The organism is Mesorhizobium sp. M0437 (genome assembly GCF_040321335.1).
In the GTDB taxonomy this organism is placed as follows: Bacteria; Pseudomonadota; Alphaproteobacteria; order Rhizobiales; family Rhizobiaceae; genus Mesorhizobium.
Genome location: NZ_JAMYRK010000054.1, coordinates 1 through 18,744, shown reverse-complemented (window position 1 = coordinate 18,744; position 18,744 = coordinate 1). Strand labels below are relative to the sequence as shown.

Below are 18,744 nucleotides of genomic sequence, written 5' to 3'. Positions count from 1 at the left end.
TTCATCTAAACGCTCCCCGACTTCGGCTCGCTGGGATTCGATGCAGTCCAATAGTGCGCGACGCTACATCGGTTCGGTTCCCAAGAACCGGGCTTTCATCGCATTTAGTAGGTGCGTGGCCCGGCCGCGCGTCACGGGGGTGACTGTCTCCGCTGCCGCTGCGACGATTCAGACAAACGCGTCAATCGGCACCGTCGAAATGTGAACTGCTCGGGTAGTTCCGAGCACGGCCCGATGGTCTGCGGTCGACGCGAGCGTCACCTTCCTTACCGATCTGAATTCGGGCAACGCACCGTATTTCACGAACAGTTCAAGTTTGACATCCTGTTCGGGCCACATGTCAGTGGCGAGACCGGGTCCTTCCAAGGGCACGAAGAGCACGTTCGCTGTCCGAGCAGACCCCGGCAGCACCGCAAACTCTCCGAACGGGATGCCTGCGGAGCGATCTACCGTCTGCGAGATAGAACCTTCAGGCAAGACGACCGACGGAAGATACCGCATCTGCCTGCCTACCCCGTCAACCTTCACCCGGAACCATTCGACAACGACCACGGACAGCCCGCCGTTGACGACAGTAAGCGGGAGCACGAGATGGAACGCTCTTTCGTTCATATTGATGGGCCCCGCGAGGGTGACGGTGCTCCACAGGACCTCGCAGTTGGCCACCATCCGGTGCTCAATGGCCTGAGGGTAAGCGGCCAGTATCCAGTTGACGAGCAACCCGTCGAAAGTCTCGCGCTTGAGGGAGTCTCCCCTGATGGAACCATCGAGGATCTTAGATGAAACCGTGACGACGATCGCTTCCCTGATCGCGATCGGAGTAGGAGCGATAGTCTTGTCGGAAAGATACCGGTCCAATTTGGCAATAGCCTGGTCCATCAACGCCAATGTATCTATAGATGATGGAGGGGGAACTTCGACCCCATCAAACGGCACATCGTCAAGTGCCGCCTGTGCGAGGGGGCCAGAGAGCAGCAGTTGATACCTGTCAGCCGCCTGAGACTGCTTCAGTTCCCTACACCAGGTCACCACTGCCCCGCGGCCGATGATGTTCTTGGACGACTTCACTTGTTGGGCGAGCCGTCTTCCTTCCGGCAACTCCCACAAGATATCTACCTTATCGTTGGCAGAATCCGGCTCGACGGTGACCGCAGTCCAGTCGTTGCCGGGTTCGAGCGCATCAAGAAGACAAACTAGCGCCTGAATCGCGAAGCCACGAACTGCCTCACGCCCTCCCATCGGCCAGCTCCAGCTCGAAACTCATTCCGGAATTACTCCTCATCTGAAGCGTAGAAATCGCGGGCCACCCGACCCCAGTTCTCCCGCATCTCCTCCATGGCCGCGCTCGCCTTCGTGCTCGGCGACTCGTCTTCCATGCGGGCCCAGGCAGCAATCAGGGCCAGGACCTGCCGGGCGTATGGGTTGGGGGTGGCGTTTTCTTCGCGCAACTCCTCGAATAGCGCGGCGTGGGCCGGGTGCCGCGTATTTAGGGTCACGGTAATGAGTCCACCGACCAACGAAACATCGAACATGGAAGAGCCCGAGATGTCGGCGTGCTTGAACCTGAATTTCGAGGATTTGGTTACGTAGTCTACCGCGATTTCCCGAGCCTTTTTGGCATCGACCCCGTCGTTCGCGATGTCGGAACTGATCGCGTCCATACGCTCGGTATCGGGTGCTTTCTCGTCGCGATCGCTCTGCCCCGTATCTCCCAGGCGTTCGCGTCTCCGCTTCACCGAAGCCGTTGCCGCCTTTTCGGCGCGCGTCTCGTCCGTTTCCTCCGATTTGGCGACACGCTCGCCTTCGCGCATCTTCGCTACCTTCGCCCGCATCGCGTTCAACAGGCGATCAATCTCCTTGCTGATCCTGTACATCGGTAGGCGCGGATCTCGATCCTCTTCTAGCGAAGCCTGGAAGTCCGCCTCCGACATGGCCTCGGCTTGCGCATCCTCTTCGAGGTCGCGTCGGATGAAGCCTGTGGCGGACTGCTTGTTGTTCGTCACTCCGAACACGTCGTCCAAGGCGGGATCGAATACGACTTCTACCCCCCACCAGCGTTCCCTTGGGTCATACGAGTTCTCGAAGCTGCGATTTAGCTCGAGTTCCCTGTCCGCCCGCACCACCGAGATGCCGATGTTCTTCCGGGCATGCTGGCCGATCGGTTTCGCTCCGCCGCCCCGCCTCGCCTCGGGCTTACACACGGAGGCGCGGATCTTGACAATCGACTCGCCCCCATTGTACCCGACCGTCAATTCGACCGGCTCGCCGAACGGATCGAATGCCGGAATCTGGTCATAAGGGCTAGGTGCATTGGTCCCGCTCATCAGGAAAAGGGGATCGTTCGGACGGACGAAGCTCTGATAACCGGGGGCGTATATCCCGTCCCCCGCCTCGTAGGAGGCGAGCCGTATCCTTACCGAGCGCTTGTGGATGAAGTGGCGGTAAACACGACCGGCAATAAATTCGGTGTTTCTGAGCAACGCCCTACTCTGCTTCCAAGAGACACGGTCGAGGTCGCTCCAAACCACCAAAGTCCCGTGAGGGCCGATCTCGGCCGCGACAAGTTTGAGCCATTCCTTGGGAATAGCCGATACTTGCGGTTCGGGTACCTCGGTCATCTGTCCCCGCTCCACCTCACCGACATCGAGGTAGCTGTGATACACTGACCCTTCTTGCCAGCTCCATACGTCGACGCGGCGGCACTGCGAGATCGAGGAATTCGGGAGGCCCATGCCGAATTTGCCGATCCCCTTCTGGTCCTTTACCTGAAGGCGCGTGCCGTTACCGAACTGCAGCGCTCCCCGAAGGGTTTTTGGGTCCATACCAGCGGCATTATCGAAGACTGCCAGCCTTGACAGCCTGCGCCTGGAACCGCCTGCTGGGACTTCGTCGATGCAGATCAGCTCCACATCCGTAATCGTCCCCACGCTTTGACCGGATTGTATCGAGTTATCGATCAGTTCGGCCAACGCGTGCGCCGTGTCGCGATACCCGGAACTTCTCATCGCTGAGATGGAGAGGTTCTGCGGAATGACGGGAAAGCTCATTGTTTTTCCTCGTTTTCAAATCTATTCCACCGCGAGAGGTCTTCCACGAGCCGCAGGAATGCAGGTACGGGATCGGCGATGGCCAGGACCCGCAAGGGCTTGTCCGGCTTTTTGCGACCGCTTGCGGTTCGCCCCACCATCTCGGAAAGCACGGCTGACGAACTCGTCGGTCTGGCCAGGACTAAGCAAGTGACGTCGGGGACCACGTGCCCCGGCACGAAAACCCCATGCACGCATAGGACGGTCGTGTCCAATCGTGAGTTGAAACGCTGCATCTGGACGACTCGGTCGTTCCACGCCATCTGGCCAGTAATTGCCATCGCCTTTATCCCGAGGAACCCGAGCATTCCATTCAGGAGGTTAGCGTGGTCGGCGGTCGTGGCCTGAAGGACGACCTTTTCGTTTGCCCGGTTCAATTCTTCCATCAACTCGATGAGCATCGCATTGCGTCCGACATCGGACGCCAGAGCGTCCGCCAAATCCTGATGCAAGTCCAACTGGGCAGCATCGACGGTCAGCCCCGTCACTGGCGAGAATTTCGTCGTCACATCGAAGGGGTCTATGTCGCCAGCTGCAACGAGCAGTTGCGGAGCTTGGTCGACCATGCATATAGACCTTCCGGTCAGGGCATCCATCACGCCGGTCGCATAGCTGCTCTGGCGCAGGGTAGCTCCGGAAGCGGAATAGATCGCCGCAATGCTGAACTGCCCTCCTTTACGCATTTCCTGAAGGAGGGAGGCGCCGATAGGATGCCCGAGGTGCTCCGCGTCATTCATGACGACCACACATGCCCTCGCGCCCAGGCTTGCCAGGTTCTGGCCATCCGCGGCGACCCTGTCAAGGTCGGCGATGACAATTCCGCTCGAGAGGGTAGCTAGGTCCGGGAGCGCGTGGTTGCCGTACAGCCTGTAGGCCGTCACGTCGACAAGACCCAGATCATGCCAGACATGGGTGAGCTCCAGAAATGCCTCGTCACAGAGAGCTGGATGCGGGGCAATCCAAACGACAATGCTGTCGGCAGCCGCCGAGCGGAACAGGTCCAGCGCCGCTGCAGCGACCAGCCGAAGCTTCCCCGCGCCAGGCGGCATGTGGACAAGCACAACCTGGCTACTGTCCGCGAGACGGTTCCGCAGTTCGCGGAAGGCATTCGCCTGGTGCTCCCGGAGCTTGTTGCTGCTGGGCGCTTTGCTGGAGCTCTCCTGCTCGACCTGGTCGGACCCGTCGTACGCGAGGCCGAACCACCTGAAGAGCAGGTCGGTATAGAAGGGTCGATCGAACGCAACGGCGCGCAGGGTCAACTGTGGCGCGCCAGCGGGAAGTTCGAGCAGCTCGCACAACTCTGCCGCTTCCGAGGAGTTCATCTGCTCGAACAGCAGCTTGCGCACGTCGTCCCGTTTGAGTGCGCCCTCGGCACCGAATATGCCGACCACGAACTCGGCCAAGCCGAGGGGCGTCTTTGCCTCGGGCCGTTTGATCTCAAGGAGCTCGATCGCCGAAGCTCCGAGCAATCCGGTAAGACTCGACGTACCGCAACGTTCTAGAATTCCTACGAGCTTGGTCGCCACACTTCGTCCCCGCGGGAATCACCCGGAATGCCAGGTGCGATTGATCGCACCGTTCAAACCCAAAACCAATAGAGGGACCGTTGCAACGCTTCCAATCTCGGTTACCTTCCGCACCGCGACCTTGACTGAAGCATACCGGCCGCTCACCCCATTCGCAGCGATGAAAGCAGGACGCATTACATGCAGGAACTTTCGGAAGACCCGGACGAAATCCGGCTGTTCGGTGAAATAAGGGAGGTGTTCGAACGCTATCCGAACGCAGCCATCGACCTGCAAGAGGAAGCGATCAACATCCTGCAGGTGGTTCAGGCGCTGCGGGGAAGCAAAAACGTGTTCTTGGGAATGGCGGAGGACGAGGTCCGGGCTGGCCCATACCGGGAAGTGGTCAGGCTCGCGAAGGATTACGGGTGCCTCTCCGGCAGCGGCAAGGTGAACGTACACCATAGGTATAGGCCGCTGAAGATCGACGACGCCCGCGTCGCCCGTGAGGTGGACAGCAGGAGCTCGGCAGCAACGTCGGTGTTCTGGCTTACGCGAAACGAAGCCATTCACGAAAAATTCGTGGCAGGCGACACCTCGTTCCTTTCGGACGCGCAGCTACTGGACTATCCGCAGTGCTGCGCCGCGTGGCACTACGACTGCTATTTCGCTCGCGCGAGAGACGCCTACATCAGGCACAGCCGCTACCTATTCAAGTCGCTCGGTTTAGGGGAACAGTTTCCGCGCCGCTAACGAACGTCGATGTTTGTATCCGGAAAAGATCTACCTTATCCGAAGCAGCCGAGGACAGCTCGATTTGAACCAGATTTACCTTGACGGACATTCCACGACGCCGCTGGCGCCCGAGGCCCTGGAAGCGATGGCACCTTGGTGGCACGCGCAGGCGGGCAACCCGCATTCCCCTCATCTCCGCGGTATGATGGCGTCGTCCGCCGTCGAGGCGGCCCGCATGGATATCGCCAGGTTGGTCAATGCCGATTCGCAGGAGCTGTTCTTCACGTCGGGAGCAACCGAAGCCAACAACATCGCGGTTCGGGGTACTGCCCTTGCCGCGCTCGATGGCGGGAGCCCCCGCCGGCAGATCATTGTCTCCGCAATCGAACACAAGAGCGTACTGGCATCCGCCCATTCGCTCGAGAAGATGGGTTTCGAGATCGTCGAAGCGCCTGTCAGTCGAAACGGTGTCGTCGATCTCGACCGGCTCGAACCACTGATCGGCGAGGGGACACTTCTGGTCTCGGTCATGGCAGTCAACAACGAAGTCGGGACGATCCAGCCCGTTTCGACAGTGGTCAATCTCGCCCGGACGGCCGGCGCCCTCGTCCATGTCGACGCTGCGCAGGCGGCCGGCAAGGTACCCCTGGATTTCTCCGATTTCGACTTGGCCAGCCTGTCTTCGCATAAGTTCTACGGCCCAATGGGGATCGGCGCGCTCTTCGTTTCTTCCGCATCCCCGCTCCGGCCCTTCGCGCTACAGTTCGGCGGGGGGCAGGAAGCGGGAATTCGCCCCGGAACTGTTGCCACGCCACTGGCGGTCGGCTTCGGAGTCGCAGCTAGCCTGGCCAACGAGCGTCTACTGACCGATTCCGCCCATCAAAAGGCGATGGCTTGTACGCTGTTGGATGAGTTGGCGTCGCTCCAGACAAAGTTCATCGAGAACGTTCCCCAAAAATATCGTGTGCCGGGCAGCATCAGCATCAGGTTTCCGGGACATAACGCCATGTCACTCGTGAGCCGCGCAGGTGGACGCCTCGCGATTTCTGAGGGCTCTGCTTGTACGAGCGGTCAGATAGACGCTTCTCACGTCCTCTCCGCCATGGGATATACTTCGGAAGCGGCAGCAGAGACTGTCAGGATTTACTGCTCTCGATTCACGACCGGGATCGAAGTAGCGGAAGCTGCTCGAATTTTGTCGGACCTCGTGCGAGATTAATGATTGTCGCTGGCGACCGTCTCCAGTAGCATTCAATCATGACTGACGAGCTTCACCTCCCCATGACACAAATTCGCGTCTCGGGCCATGAGACCTTCCCGCTGCGCCTTCTTTGGCTGAAGAAGGCGTACGACGTGGCGTCGGGTCCCCACGGAGTCGACCGCAGAACATTTCACGAACAAAGCGCAATCGCCCGCTTCGGCGTAGGTAAGAATATGGCCCTTTCGATGCGCCATTGGGCTCTCGCCGCAGGCGTCATCAGCGACGACGGCGAAGCAGCCCTAACCGCAACGGATTTCGGGCATATGATTTTCGGGAACGACGGGCTCGATCCATATCTGGAACAGCATTCGACGCTATGGCTTATTCACGCCAACCTCGTCGCAATCCCGGACGTGGCCACGACGTTCTACTATGCGTTTAACAGGATCAACCAGTCGGCATTCTCGCGCGAAGACCTGGTTCAGGCGATGGCGGTGATCGTGGGATCCCGTGGAGGCCGTGCAACGGTGGAAACGCTGAAGCGGGATGTCGAGGTGTTCGTACGGAGTTACGCCGCGCGAAGCCAGGACGCCGGGGAGGACGCATCCGAGCCGCTGATGGTCGAGCTCGGCCTTCTGCGGGAGCTGAAGTCCAGCGGACAGATGGAATTCGTACGCGGCCCCAAGAATACCCTCCCGGATGGCGTATTCGCGCGTGTCCTCAAGCGTTACTGGGAACGTAACCACCAGCAGTCACCGACGCTGTCCGTGGAGCAGGCCCAGTATGGGCCAGGCTCGCCGGGCCGCGTGTTCAAGCTCGACGAGGACAGCCTTGTCGCCAGGCTCATGAGGATTTCCGATGTTACGGGCGGCAAGATGACTTGGACGGATACCGCAGGGCTCCGACAGGTTGCCCTCGTAGGCAATTTGGCCGAAATCGATGAACTGACGCTAATTGCAGCGAGTTACAAACGTCGGAGGGCGGCGTGACCAAGCTTTCCAAGGTCGTCAGGGTCGAGCGTCGCTTCGCCCTTTCGGCAAGACTGGACACCGATTTTAACGGCACGCCTCCCCTTACGGGCTATGTCCTGCAGTCGAGCGTCCGGAAGTCGCTCGAGGCGATGCTGGGCGGGATAGGGGAAGGCTCGCAGTACGCATTCACATGGACGGGGCCCTATGGCGGCGGCAAGTCCTGTGCGGCACTGCTCGTGGCCAACCTGGTTGCCGGAAGCAAGAAACAAAGGGCTCTGGCCGAGGAAATCGTCGGCAACGACTTGGCGGAGGCTTTCAGCCACTCGTTTCCAGGCCGCGGAAAATCGTGGGGCATCCTGGCGCTGACCGGCCGGCGCACGAGCCTATCAGGCGCCCTCGCGGACGCGGCTTCGGATAGGTTCGGCTGGTCTGGCGAGGATAAGGCAACCGCTGCTGCCGACGAAAAGGCGCTGGTGGACCGACTGGAAGCGGAGGCCCGGTCCAAGGGCGGCCTGCTGATCATAATCGACGAACTCGGGAAATTTCTCGAACACGCTATGGGAGGGAAAGGCGACATTCATGTCCTCCAAGACCTCGCAGAGCGGGCCGCACGGTCGGACGGTCGGTTGGTCGTCGTCGGGATACTGCACCAGTCTTTCGAACAATATGCCGGACGCCTCAACCGCAGCGCGCGTGACGAGTGGGCCAAGGTTCAGGGCCGCTTCCAGAACGTGCCGTTCGTCGCCCAGGCTGACGAAGTGGCGGCATTGCTCGCCCGCGCGATCCATTCCGAGCAGACGCCCCGGAGCGCCCTCGACCTTGCCGCGAGGACCGCGACGGCCATATCCAAACGTCGGGCGGTTGACGTACCTGTACTGGCGCAAGTACTGGCCGATGCCTGGCCGCTTCACCCCGTATCCGCCCTGCTGTTAGGCCCGCTGTCGCGGCAACGCTTCGCGCAGAACGAAAGAAGTGTCTTCGGTTTCCTCTCGTCGGCGGAACCCTACGGGTTCCAGGCACATCTCGCCCAGGCCGACGTTGAGGACAATGCGCTCTACGGACCCGACCAACTCTGGGACTACCTGGTGGCTAACTTCGGCACCGCCCTGATTGTCGGGCCCGACAGCAACCGGATGACGCTAGCCATCGAAGCGGTCGAGCGCGCCACGTTGCAGGGTGTGTTAGCCGCCTATCTGACCAAGGCCGCGGCCATCATCGAATTGTTCCGCAACGGATCGGGGCTTGCCGTCGCCGATGACGTTCTTGCCCTGTGTGCGCCGACGCACAGCCCCGACGACGTTTCCGCGACGCTGGATGACCTGGTGAACAGGGCGATCCTTATCCGCCAGGCAAGGGTTGGGGGCTACGCCCTATTCGCCGGCAGCGATTTCGATCTGGACGATGCCATCTCAAAAGCCAGTCTCAAGCTGGATGCCGACGTCCTGGCCGATCTTCCTTCCCGCCTGGGCATCGGTCCGATCGCCGCCAAGAGCCACTACTTCGCGACGGGCGCCCTCCGGCTGTTCAACGTCGTCCTGCAGTTCGCGGATGACGTTCCGTTAAACCCGGCCGCATGGGCAAAGAGGACGGCGGCGGCGCTGGCCAAAAGGCAGCGAAACTCCTCTGGCCTTCTGGTGCTCATCATGCCGGATGCACGCACGTTCGATGCCAAGCCGGAGGTGGCGGCCAAGATTCTCAGCCGCGAACTAGAGGAGGCCGGCGTTCTCGCAGCCGTGGCGGCTACCGACCGTGTCTATTTGCTGCGCGACCATGCCTCCGATCTCTATGCGATCGATCATGTCGAAGCTTCCCATCCCCGGCTGGAGGGTGACCGTATTGCCCGCCGCGAGCTGACCGCCCGTCGCGCACAGATCACCGACGCTGTCCGCGGCGAGCTGGTTGAAGCCTTCTTCGCCTCGCGGTGGTGGGCATTCGACAAGCGGGAAAGTGACTTGGACGGCAAAGGACTGACGGTAGTCGCCTCGGCCCTCTGCAACGCGTCATTCGATAGCGCTCCGGTCATACAGTCCGAACTGCTTTACCGGGACAAGCCTTCGTCCAGTGCCATGGCCGGCCTCCGCGCGGTGTTGCACGCCATGGTAGCGAAGCCGGACATCGAGGATCTCGGCATCGAGAACTACCCAGTGGAGCGGGGTCACTATCTGACGGTCCTGTCTCCGCTGGGGCTTCATCGCCGCGACGAAACGGGGGGCTGGAGGTTCCATGATCCCGACAAGCAGGGTGCGGGAGCTAAACTTGCTCCAGCTTGGAAATTGCTCAAGGAAAAGAGCGTCAACCTCGGCGAGCTGTTCGACCGATGGGCCGGTCGCCCGTTCGGCATCAAACGCGGTGTCATGCCGATGCTGGCGCTCGCCTATCTCCTGGCGAACCGAAGTCTGGTGGCAGTCTATGTTGACGGTCTTTACCAGGCCGTCATCAACGACGTCGTAGCGGATCGCCTGCTGCAGGATGCGTCGGCCGTCGAGTTCAGGCGTATTTCCCGGTCCAAGCGCGACGTGGAATTCATCCGTCAGCTCGCCACCTTGCTGTCCACGGAGGAAAAGATTCTCGAGGCTGAGGCCCTTCCCGTGGCTTCCGCCCTCTTCCAACGGTTCCACGCGCTTCCGCTTTGGACTCAGCGCACCAGGCGCCTGGACGAGCGAGTGCGGCGGGTCCGCGATGTCGTCCTCAAGGCAAACGATCCCGAGGTACTGCTGTTCTCCGAACTGGCGACTGCCCTTAAGGGCGAGACCGATCCTGCCGTGACGATCGCCGCGTCGCTGTCCAAGGCGGAGACTGCATACCCGGCCATGGTCCATGAGCTTACCCGCCAGCTAGCGGAACACCTCAGCGTGGAAAGCGACACCTTCGAGGGTATCGGTTTCCGCGCCTCTACGGCCGCCGGAGTGTCTGGCGAACTTCGCCTCGAAGCCTTCATCATGAGAATCGGCGAATTCGAGGGCGGAGCGGGCGACATGGAAGGTCTGGCAAGCCTGCTCGTTCATAAACCGCCGCGGAATTGGTCGGATCGCGAGCAGGAACAAGCCGTGTTCGAGATGGCCAAGCTCGCCCGCCGTTTCCGTGATGCCGAGGCGTTCGCGTCGGTCAAGGGCCGCGCGCCGACGGCCAGGGCAATCTCCGTGGTGATCGGGCTGGATCCCGCACAAAGGCCCTTGTTCCACGCATTCCATGTGTCGGAAGACGAGTTTGCCGAAGCAGACGGAATAGCGGAAGAGCTATTTCGGCAACTCAAGACAAGAGACCTCCGGTCGGCGGTATCGCTCACTGCGCTGGCCAAGATAGTAGAGCGGCTGTCGGCAGAACAGGAATTGGAGCAGATATGACCGTGGTTCGCGAGCGTCACATACTCGGTATATCAGGCGGGCGTGACAGTGCCGCCCTGGCAGTTCACATGCGGCAGACCCGACCGGATATCGACCTCGAATACTTCTTCACTGATACGGGCAAGGAGCTGGCCGAGGTATATTCGTTTCTCGACAAGCTGGAAGGCTTCCTGGGCAGGCCAATCACGCGCCTCAATCCGGACCGCGACTTCGATTTCTGGCTCAAGGAATACAATCACTTCCTGCCGTCGCCACAAACCCGATGGTGCACCCGGCAACTCAAGCTCCGACCGCTGGAGCAGTGGCTGCGCGACGATCTGGAGGCAGGTGTCACGATCCACTCTTACGTCGCCATCCGCGCCGACGAGCCCAGCCGAGAGGGCTACCAAGCTACTAACGGCAACATGCAGATTCACTTCCCGCTCCGGGAAGACGGAATCAACCGGGCGGGCGTGAGTGAGACTCTGGAGAGCGCCGGCCTGGGCGAGCCCGAGTACTACCGCTGGCGTACGCGCTCGGGATGCACTTTCTGTTTCTTCCAGCAAAAGATCGAGTGGGTGCGTCTGATGCGCGAGCATCCAGAGGCGTTCGCAGACGCTCGTGGATACGAGAAGACTGCCCGCGAGCATGGATCGCCGTTTACCTGGAGTCAGGGAGAAGGTCTGGACGAGCTCAGCAAGCCGGAGCGCGTCGAGGCGATCGAGAAAGAATTCGAAGTCCGCAGGGCACGGTTGCTTTCGCGTCGGCGCATCAATCCGCTTGCAGGCGATCAAGCGCCGACCGTGGATGATGTGTATGGCATCGGCGAAGCCGCTGCCGGCTGTGTGATCTGCCATAAATAGCACAGGCATAATGGCTTGGGTGACGCGAAAGACGCGAAACCTCTAAGCACTCGTTACAACCACGGCGATGAACAAGCTAAACGAGGGAATGGTCGGGTAAACGAAAGGTACCTTCGAAGCAAAGCTTGGAGCTTACACTGCCGAATATGTCGTCGCGGCGGGATTGCATAGGGGCTGAGCTGGCTGCGGCCCCGCTCGTCCGCGCCCTGATTGGATTGCGGCAGGACTATTTCAGTGGTGAAGATGGAGTCCTGCTGGCTCGATCGCCACGCCAAAGGCTGGCGAGGGATCCCGTAGCAGGCGCCAATCTGCTCCTGCGCTACTGGCACAGCGCGCTGGATGCCGGCGATGATAACCTGGATAGCCTCGACAAGCTGGTTGCTCAGAGAGAATTTGGACTCGTCAAATCCTGCCTGAGGCGGCAGCTGCCGAATGCACCGCCCGATCTGCCTGAGTCCGCGTTGCGCCAGGCCTTGGTGACACCGGCATCAGTGCTTTCGGACCAAGAACTGACTGATCTGGGCCACGCTTGTCATGACATGGTCAACCTTGGCCGCGAGCAGAAGTACGGAGTTACATGCGCTTTGTACCACAACATCCGCCTAAAAACGCACACCCTGCCGCGTATTCAAAACGACCGATAATGTTGCATTATCATTCGTCCTTTACGAGGCTAGGGGTCCATGGTAGAATTGGCCAGAAAGGTAGAATTTTGGAGTCTTTCGTGTCCCTGAACATCAAAAATCCGGCCACCGTTGCTCTCGCCGATGAACTCGCACGCCGCCAGGGTATCAGTAAGACAGCAGCCATTCATCAGGCCCTGAGCGAGCGCTTGCATCGCTTGGGCTTTGGAGAGACCGCTCAGGAGCGTCTGCTGGCAGAATTGCGCGCCATCCGAGAAAGAGTGGCACGATTGCCTGAACTGGATAGTCGCAGCGACGAGGAGATCATCGGGTATGACGAGCATGGAATCCCGAACTGATGGTGATCGACACCTCAGCTGTTGTAGCGATCCTTCGGAGCGAGCCTGAGGCAGCAAGGCTGGAACGAGCGCTGGTCTTGGACCCAATCCGTCTGGTCCCGGCAACCTGCGTGCTCGAGGCACGCATGGTGCTGGTCAGCAGGCGCGGCGAACACGCATTGGCCGAGATCGATCTTTGGCTGCGCAAAATCGAGGCCGACATCATTCCTGTCGACTCCGAATTGGTTGATCTGGCGACCCAAGGTTGGCTGACCTACGGCAAGGGCCACCACCCGGCGGCGCTGAATTTTGCCGATTGCTTCTCCTATGCTTTGGCAAAGCGTGCGGACGAACCGCTGCTTTTCATCGGCAAGGACTTCTCTCAAACGGATATCGAAGCGGCATGAGCATGACTGGCGACGCGCAACGATCATCGGCTGCTTCCGGCGATGACGACATGCCCGACATCGTCGATATCGTCATGCAGATGGGCGATGCCGACCTAGCCTCGTCCCCTCCCCTTCCAGCCATTGCCAATCCCAGCCTGCCTGCGCATCTTGAGGCGCTCGCCGGCCGCGCGCGCGATTATATCGAGGCGGCGAGTTCGGCCAACACGCGCCGCGCCTACGCAGCCGACTGGAAGCACTTTTGCGCCTGGGCGCGCCGGCAGGGTCTGGAAGTGCTCCCACCTGATCCGCAGACCGTCGGGCTCTACATCACCGCCTGCGCGTCAGGTACGGCCACTGGCGACAAAAAGCCCAACACCGTTTCAACTATCGAGCGCCGGCTTTCGTCGCTCTCCTGGAATTTTGCCCAGCGCGGCCAGCCGCTGGACCGCAAGGACCGGCATATCGCCACGGTGATGGCTGGCGTTCGCAACACCCACGCCTCCCCTCCCCGGCAGAAGGAAGCGATCCTGCCCGAGGATCTGATCGCCATGCTCGAGACCCTCGACCGCGGCACGCTGCGTGGTCTGCGCGACCGCGCCATGCTGCTTCTGGGTTTTGCCGGCGGCCTTCGCCGATCCGAAATCGTCGGGCTCGACATTGGTCGCGACCAGACCGAGGATTCTTCGGGCTGGATTGAGTTTTTTCCTGACAAGGGCGTGCTGGTGACCCTGCGCGGCAAAACCGGCTGGCGCGAGGTCGAGGTCGGCCGCGGCTCCTCCGACGCCACCTGCCCGGTGGCCGCTCTGCAGACCTGGCTAAGACTGGCGCACATTGCGCACGGACCTCTGTTCCGGCGCGTTGCTGGTCAAGGCAGAGCCGTCGGTGCCGATCGCTCTGAACGACCAGGAGGTCGCACGCCTGGTCAAGCGCGCGGCCCTGGCCGCCGGCGTGCGCGGCGATCTGTCGGAGGGCGAACGGGCCAAGAAATTCGCCGGCCACTCCCTGCGGGCCGGCCTCGCCTCGTCGGCCGAGGTCGACGAACGCTATGTGCAAAAACAGCTCGGTCACGCCTCGGCCGAGATGACTCGAAAGTATCAGCGCCGGCGCGATCGTTTCCGCGTCAATCTCACCAAGGCGTCCGGGCTCTGAAAAGCCCCCTCCCCTGCCCCGTTTTGTCCGCTGGGATGAGGCGGTCAGATCTCAGGCGATAACAATACCTCATCGAGCACAGCGAGCGCTGTATCCAGACTATCGGCGGCCGACGCTTCGTAGTCAGGCATGATCATCAACTGCGTTATGGCACGGCCCACAAATTCCGGGTTTAGCTTTTCCAACCGATCCTTGGTCCGGGAGACCTGTTCCGGGAATGCGCGCAGATTGAAGCGAACAAATGACGAGGTCTCTTATCCCCGACACGAATAGCTCGCGATCTCATCGGGATTTCCCTTACCGTCATAGGCAGCTTGAGTGGGATAAGCGCAGATCGGCTGGTGCTTGCCAGGGAATGCCTTGCTGCCAGCCGCGAGAGAGTCCGGAGCCTTGTCTTGGTTTATCCAGCCCTCGATGGCGGCCAAAGGATCAAAGTCGTCGAAGGCTTGGCCATCGCCGCAGTGGGTCATCCCCGGGATTATGAACATGCGCACGAAACGGCGAGTCGCTTCCAAATCGCCGCCGCCTGTGACCTCGACGACTTGCTTGTACCAGCGCACCAGATCGTTGGCCGAGAAGACCGGATCGGAAAGTCCCTGAAACAAGAGCAGCTTTCCACCGTGGGCAGCGAAGCTGGCGAGATACGTGCCGGTCGCATCATTGAGCTTGGCCGTATCCGCAACGCGTGCCGGATCCTTGTCGAAGTCGAACTTCAGGGGGTCAAAATTCGGCGCCGGGGGCGTCATGAAGTAGTATTGAAGCGAGCGGGCTCCCAGAACGATGTTGTTTGCATCCGACTGGGAAGTGGGGGATTTGCCCAGCTTCCACATTCTCCAGTCCGCGCCCGCAACGCCCGTATCATATGGCCAATCGCTGTAAAGCTTTTCGCCATCGGAGCTTTCCGGACCCGCGAACGCGCGGCTCATGGCCTGCACTTGACCAGCCGTGAGGCAGCTGTCCGTCTTATCGCCTTGGCAGGACAGGACCTTTGGGTCGAACCGGCACTGCTGCCAGGCGTTGATGACGCCATCCTCAATGCCATCGCGGGCATCACAGGCAGCGAGAACCGCGTTGGCGACGAGGTTCAGATCCTGCTGGGAGAAGGCGCGGGATAGAATGGGATGGCCGGCCTCATCCTTGGGAGCGATGCTCATGTACTCGCGAGTATCCCAGGCTTGGGCAATGTTGGCGGCACTGAGACGAAAACCCGGGCTACCTGCAACAATCCCGTCGAACTCGAGCGGATATCGCTGAGCCGCTATCAACGCCTCACGACCGCCATTCGAGCATCCCATGAACACCGACTTTTTCGGAGCCGCCCCATAGAACTTGGCCACCACCTGCTTCGAGACCGAAGTGACTTTGCCAATGGAGGCGTACGCAAAATCAATGCGTGCGGCTTGATCGACCCCGAAAGCCGGATCGGGGCTTGGGTGCCCGCCATCCATGCTTACAACAGCGTAGCCGCGCAAGAGCCCGGGAGCCGCGGTCGAGTTCCGGCAAGGAATGGTCCCGACGGCCGGCGCCAGGAAGCCATCAACTGCGCCGCCGCCCTGGAAAAGGAACATGTCGTTCCAGGTCGTCGGAAGACGCACCTCAAACCGGGTGCCATATGATTGACCATCGACCCCCTGGCGTTTCCCGATAACACCTCGGACAAGGCAGTGCCCGCCCACTTTTACCGCCTGAGGCGAGGCGCCGGTGAATGCAGTGAAGGGATCTGCGGGGATCTCCTGCGGCTTTTGAAGGCTAGCCTCGGTAAAGATCACGCTTGGAATTGTGAGCTTGGCGATGGACCGGCACGCCTGATCCGACGCGTTTGCCGCCAGTGCAGGCGCACATACACATATGATCGCCAAAATCAGTGCCAGGGTGCACCCGCGGTCCCGCAGCTTGAGCCCGTTAGCCAAGAACATACCCATCCTCCCTGGATGCCCCCGATAGCCCGAAAGCTGATCGCATTGGTAGCTAGTTGTGAGCTTTCAGAAGGTTATCCATCCGGTCCGAACCGGGAAAGCTGAGGTTGTCGAAGCTTCAGTGATTCCAGTGGGACCGGATGAACATCCATAAGAGTACCCGTCTGACGCCGCTCGGTCGAGAGCGAATTGTAATGCAGGTCGAGAGCGGACAGACGCCTGAGGCCGTCGCCAAAGCCGCAGGCGTCTGCCCGCGGACGGTTCGCAAATGGCTCGACCGGTATCGCGCCGAGGAAATGCCAGGATTGCGGGATCGCTCATCTCGCCCTCATCGGCTGCGCCGGCCGACGCTGGTGCGCGCGAGCGGTTGGATGGGCTTCTGACCGAAATGTTGGCCGGTAACATAAGCCGCTTCATCTTGCTTCGCAAGTTCGAGCTCGGCAACAATTCCGCGGCGGCAAACCGGCTGCTTGACCGACTGGAGTTCCTGCGCGGTGGGTCTTGATCCGCAAGTGCTCGCCGGCATCCGCAACACCGCATCGCTCGCCTGCGTCGGCAGGGTGAGCGCTATGTTCACCGATGGCTTGCGCGATATCAGCTCGGATCGACGCTGGGCGATCCTTGCCGTTTGCGCCGTGGAATGGGAGGCGGCGGTCGCCGATGCCGTGGTCGAGACCCATGACCGGATCGTAAGGAAGACCTGGCGAGAGACTAAGGAGGAAACGGGCTTGACGCTGCAGAGGCTCTATTCGGCCGACATATGCGAGCAATTCTATGAAGCGGACCGCGACGCCATTAGCCTCCTGCCGGTTTTCGTGGGTTTCGCGGGGTCGACAGAGACGGTGCGACTGAATGCCGAACACAGCGAGTTTCAGTGGGTCCCCTTCGATCAAGCGGTCAACATGGTTCCGTTTGCCGGGCAGCGGAACGTGCTCAGGCACGTCCAGAAAGAGTTCGTCGAGCAAGAGCCAAATCGCTGGCTGTTAATTCATCCGCCACGCTAGGCAGCCGGGACGACGCGAGCGGCCGATTCCCACCCCTCCGGGCCGTCAGGGAAGGTGGAAAATCGACCCAAAGCGTCCTCCAAGCGGCGAATTTCGAAGTAAGTTTTCCGCCTTGCTGGAACCCTGCACCTTCATAGAAGCGCAGAGTGGACTCCCTCCGAGATCCAGTCGCCAACAGAACCTTGTAGCAATCGGCGTTCCATGCTTTGTCGAGCGCGGCATGAAGGACGGCGCGGCCCAGCCCAGTAGCCCAGTCCGGCGATGGTTGGCATCTGTCACGACGTTTTCGATTACCCCGTAAAGACGGGCTCCCCGGGACAAGTTGGGAACGATCGCGAGTGTGCAGTACGACACGAGCAGCCCTGCCATATCGACCACGAAGACAGTGATCCGATTCGTATGATTGGAAAGTGGATAGTGACAGACCCTCAGCCTTCAAACCAACAACACACGAGCATGGCGGGTAACCGCTGCATGTCGGTTGTCCAGCCTACTGAGACAGATGGGAACCGGACAGCTCGCGACCCTTTTCGGACCTTGGTTCGAGAAAGCTCTACCGGAAGCAAGATGTTCGTTCGTAACAAAATGGACCGATCTCTGCTCTGTGGCGTGTGCGTTCAAGCCGCTCGGGGCGATACCCGCAGAAACCAGCGAGCTTACCATCGAACACCTGCTAAGCTCATTAGCAATGAAGCAACGAAGGTGGAGGCTAGGTGTTTAGTCCCGGCATTTGATGGGTGGGATCGAGTCGGAACCGTTCGGGCTCTTTTGCCCAGATTTTGCAGATGAACTCGTAGGGTGTTAGGCCCTTGAAGGTCTTAAGCCGGCGCGCGAAATTGTAAGCTAAGATGAAGTCGGCGAGATGCCGGCGCAGTTGATCGTGATCGTCATAGTGGAAGCGCTTGACGGTGGCGTCCTTGATGGTCCGATTCATCCGCTCGACCTGGCCGTTCGCCCAGGGATGGTTGTCTTTGTGAGCCGGTGCTCGATGCCATGTTCGTCGCAGATGCCGTCGAATATGTGCTGAAGGGATGCTGGTCAAGGTCGCCAACAAGGATACCGAAAGCGTCGTCTCGGCACTGATCAAACAGGCACGGAAACTCCCCGGCGAACTGTACCAGTCGTTGACCTGGGACCGAGGTAAAGAGCTCGCCGATCACCAGCGCCTGACCTTGGCCTCCGACGTCGAGGTCTACTTCTGTGATCCGCGGTCGCCGTGGCAGCGCGGCTCCAACGAAAACACCAACCGATTACTGCGCCAATATCTGCCGCGCGGAACCGATCTATCCCTGCACAGCCAGACTAAGCTCAGCGCGATCGCACGGCAGCTCAATGAGAGGCCGCGAAAGACCTTGCTTTATCAAACCCCAGCTGAAAAGTTCGCGGAGTGTGTTGCAGGGATCAGTTGAACCCACCCCGCTAAGCGGGCAGAATTTCTGCGACAGCATTTGCTGAAACCCTACTTTACAACAGTGTGGCGCTTCCGGCCGAGCGAAAGCCGGATCGGGAGGTCTTGGGACGATATCATTGTATCAATCTCGACGAAGTTGCCGTTGATCCGCACACCTCGTCCCGAGATCGCCCTTCGCGCTTCCCCTTTGGAGGAGGTCAATCCGGCGCGTACCAGCAAATCCACAAGGG

13 protein-coding genes and 5 pseudogenes are annotated in these 18,744 nt (G+C 60.4%); 12 read left to right on the top strand and 6 right to left on the bottom strand.

From position 1 onward, the window contains the following. Window positions 1-168: 168 nt before the first annotated feature. From NKI72_RS25960 to NKI72_RS25950, 3 genes are read right to left on the bottom strand one after another with little or no spacing between them, the layout of a single operon-like run. Window positions 169-1,239 carry a hypothetical protein gene (locus NKI72_RS25960; protein ID WP_352720313.1) on the bottom strand — a complete coding sequence of 357 codons (1,071 nt, stop codon included), beginning with the start codon at window positions 1,237-1,239 and terminating at the stop codon, window positions 169-171. A gap of 32 nt (window positions 1,240-1,271) precedes the next feature. Beyond that, entirely contained in the window at window positions 1,272-3,047 is a 1,776-nt protein-coding gene (locus NKI72_RS25955) for an ATP-binding protein (protein WP_352720314.1), read from the bottom strand. Further along, window positions 3,044-4,612: a DEAD/DEAH box helicase gene (locus NKI72_RS25950; RefSeq protein WP_352720315.1), complete on the bottom strand. Its 1,569-nt coding sequence runs from the start codon at window positions 4,610-4,612 to the stop codon at window positions 3,044-3,046. Before NKI72_RS25950 ends, NKI72_RS25955 begins: the two co-directional genes overlap by 4 nt. Before the next feature lie 180 nt (window positions 4,613-4,792). Between NKI72_RS25950 and NKI72_RS25945 the strand changes: the two genes are divergently transcribed. The 9 genes and pseudogenes from NKI72_RS25945 (at window position 4,793) to NKI72_RS25905 (ending at window position 14,183) form a co-directional block, all read left to right on the top strand. Further along, window positions 4,793-5,344 (top strand): hypothetical protein, encoded by a 552-nt coding sequence (locus NKI72_RS25945; protein WP_352851204.1) that lies wholly within the window; start codon window positions 4,793-4,795, stop codon window positions 5,342-5,344. Window positions 5,345-5,408: 64 nt separating this feature from the next. Then, window positions 5,409-6,545: a cysteine desulfurase family protein gene (locus NKI72_RS25940; RefSeq protein ID WP_352720318.1), complete on the top strand. Its 1,137-nt coding sequence runs from the start codon at window positions 5,409-5,411 to the stop codon at window positions 6,543-6,545. 38 nt (window positions 6,546-6,583) lie between these two features. Continuing rightward, window positions 6,584-7,516 (top strand): DUF4007 family protein, encoded by a 933-nt coding sequence (locus tag NKI72_RS25935; protein ID WP_352772089.1) that lies wholly within the window; start codon window positions 6,584-6,586, stop codon window positions 7,514-7,516. Next, on the top strand, window positions 7,513-10,842 hold the full coding sequence (locus NKI72_RS25930) for a hypothetical protein (protein WP_352851203.1): 3,330 nt from the start codon (window positions 7,513-7,515) through the stop codon (window positions 10,840-10,842). The genes NKI72_RS25935 and NKI72_RS25930 overlap by 4 nt, the downstream gene beginning before the upstream one ends. Continuing rightward, window positions 10,839-11,684, top strand: a complete 846-nt coding sequence (locus NKI72_RS25925; protein WP_352720324.1) for a phosphoadenosine phosphosulfate reductase domain-containing protein — start codon at window positions 10,839-10,841, stop codon at window positions 11,682-11,684. Before NKI72_RS25930 ends, NKI72_RS25925 begins: the two co-directional genes overlap by 4 nt. 125 nt (window positions 11,685-11,809) lie before the next feature. Continuing rightward, window positions 11,810-12,328 (top strand): hypothetical protein, encoded by a 519-nt coding sequence (locus tag NKI72_RS25920; RefSeq protein ID WP_352772093.1) that lies wholly within the window; start codon window positions 11,810-11,812, stop codon window positions 12,326-12,328. Between the two features lie 80 nt (window positions 12,329-12,408). Beyond that, window positions 12,409-12,666 carry a type II toxin-antitoxin system VapB family antitoxin gene (locus tag NKI72_RS25915; RefSeq protein WP_031195575.1) on the top strand — a complete coding sequence of 86 codons (258 nt, stop codon included), beginning with the start codon at window positions 12,409-12,411 and terminating at the stop codon, window positions 12,664-12,666. Further along, complete coding sequence (locus tag NKI72_RS25910) at window positions 12,666-13,052, top strand: type II toxin-antitoxin system VapC family toxin (RefSeq protein WP_352851202.1); 387 nt, start codon at window positions 12,666-12,668, stop codon at window positions 13,050-13,052. The genes NKI72_RS25915 and NKI72_RS25910 overlap by 1 nt, the downstream gene beginning before the upstream one ends. Further along, window positions 13,049-14,183 (top strand): annotated as a pseudogene (locus NKI72_RS25905) (site-specific integrase). The gene NKI72_RS25910 and the pseudogene NKI72_RS25905 overlap by 4 nt, the downstream one beginning before the upstream one ends. A gap of 254 nt (window positions 14,184-14,437) precedes the next feature. Here NKI72_RS25905 and NKI72_RS25900 read toward each other — a convergent pair. Then, window positions 14,438-16,099 carry a tannase/feruloyl esterase family alpha/beta hydrolase gene (locus tag NKI72_RS25900; protein WP_156937414.1) on the bottom strand — a complete coding sequence of 554 codons (1,662 nt, stop codon included), beginning with the start codon at window positions 16,097-16,099 and terminating at the stop codon, window positions 14,438-14,440. A gap of 140 nt (window positions 16,100-16,239) precedes the next feature. Between NKI72_RS25900 and NKI72_RS25895 the strand changes: the two are divergent. Both NKI72_RS25895 and NKI72_RS25890 read left to right on the top strand, forming a co-directional pair. After that, window positions 16,240-16,455, top strand: a pseudogene (locus NKI72_RS25895) (leucine zipper domain-containing protein); the annotation flags it as partial. Then, a pseudogene (locus NKI72_RS25890) lies at window positions 16,449-16,836 on the top strand (Tn3 family transposase); the annotation flags it as partial. The pseudogenes NKI72_RS25895 and NKI72_RS25890, both read left to right, overlap by 7 nt. A 976-nt stretch (window positions 16,837-17,812) precedes the next feature. On the opposite strand, the pseudogene NKI72_RS25880 reads toward NKI72_RS25890, so the two are convergent. Beyond that, a pseudogene (locus NKI72_RS25880) lies at window positions 17,813-18,129 on the bottom strand (integrase core domain-containing protein); the annotation flags it as partial. Between the two features lie 5 nt (window positions 18,130-18,134). Here NKI72_RS25880 and NKI72_RS25875 point away from each other — a divergent pair. Next, a pseudogene (locus NKI72_RS25875) lies at window positions 18,135-18,512 on the top strand (IS30 family transposase); the annotation flags it as partial. Between the two features lie 50 nt (window positions 18,513-18,562). Here the strand turns inward: NKI72_RS25875 and NKI72_RS25870 are convergent. Then, on the bottom strand, window positions 18,563-18,744 hold a 182-nt coding region (locus NKI72_RS25870), incomplete at its 5' end, for a S4 domain-containing protein (protein ID WP_352851201.1).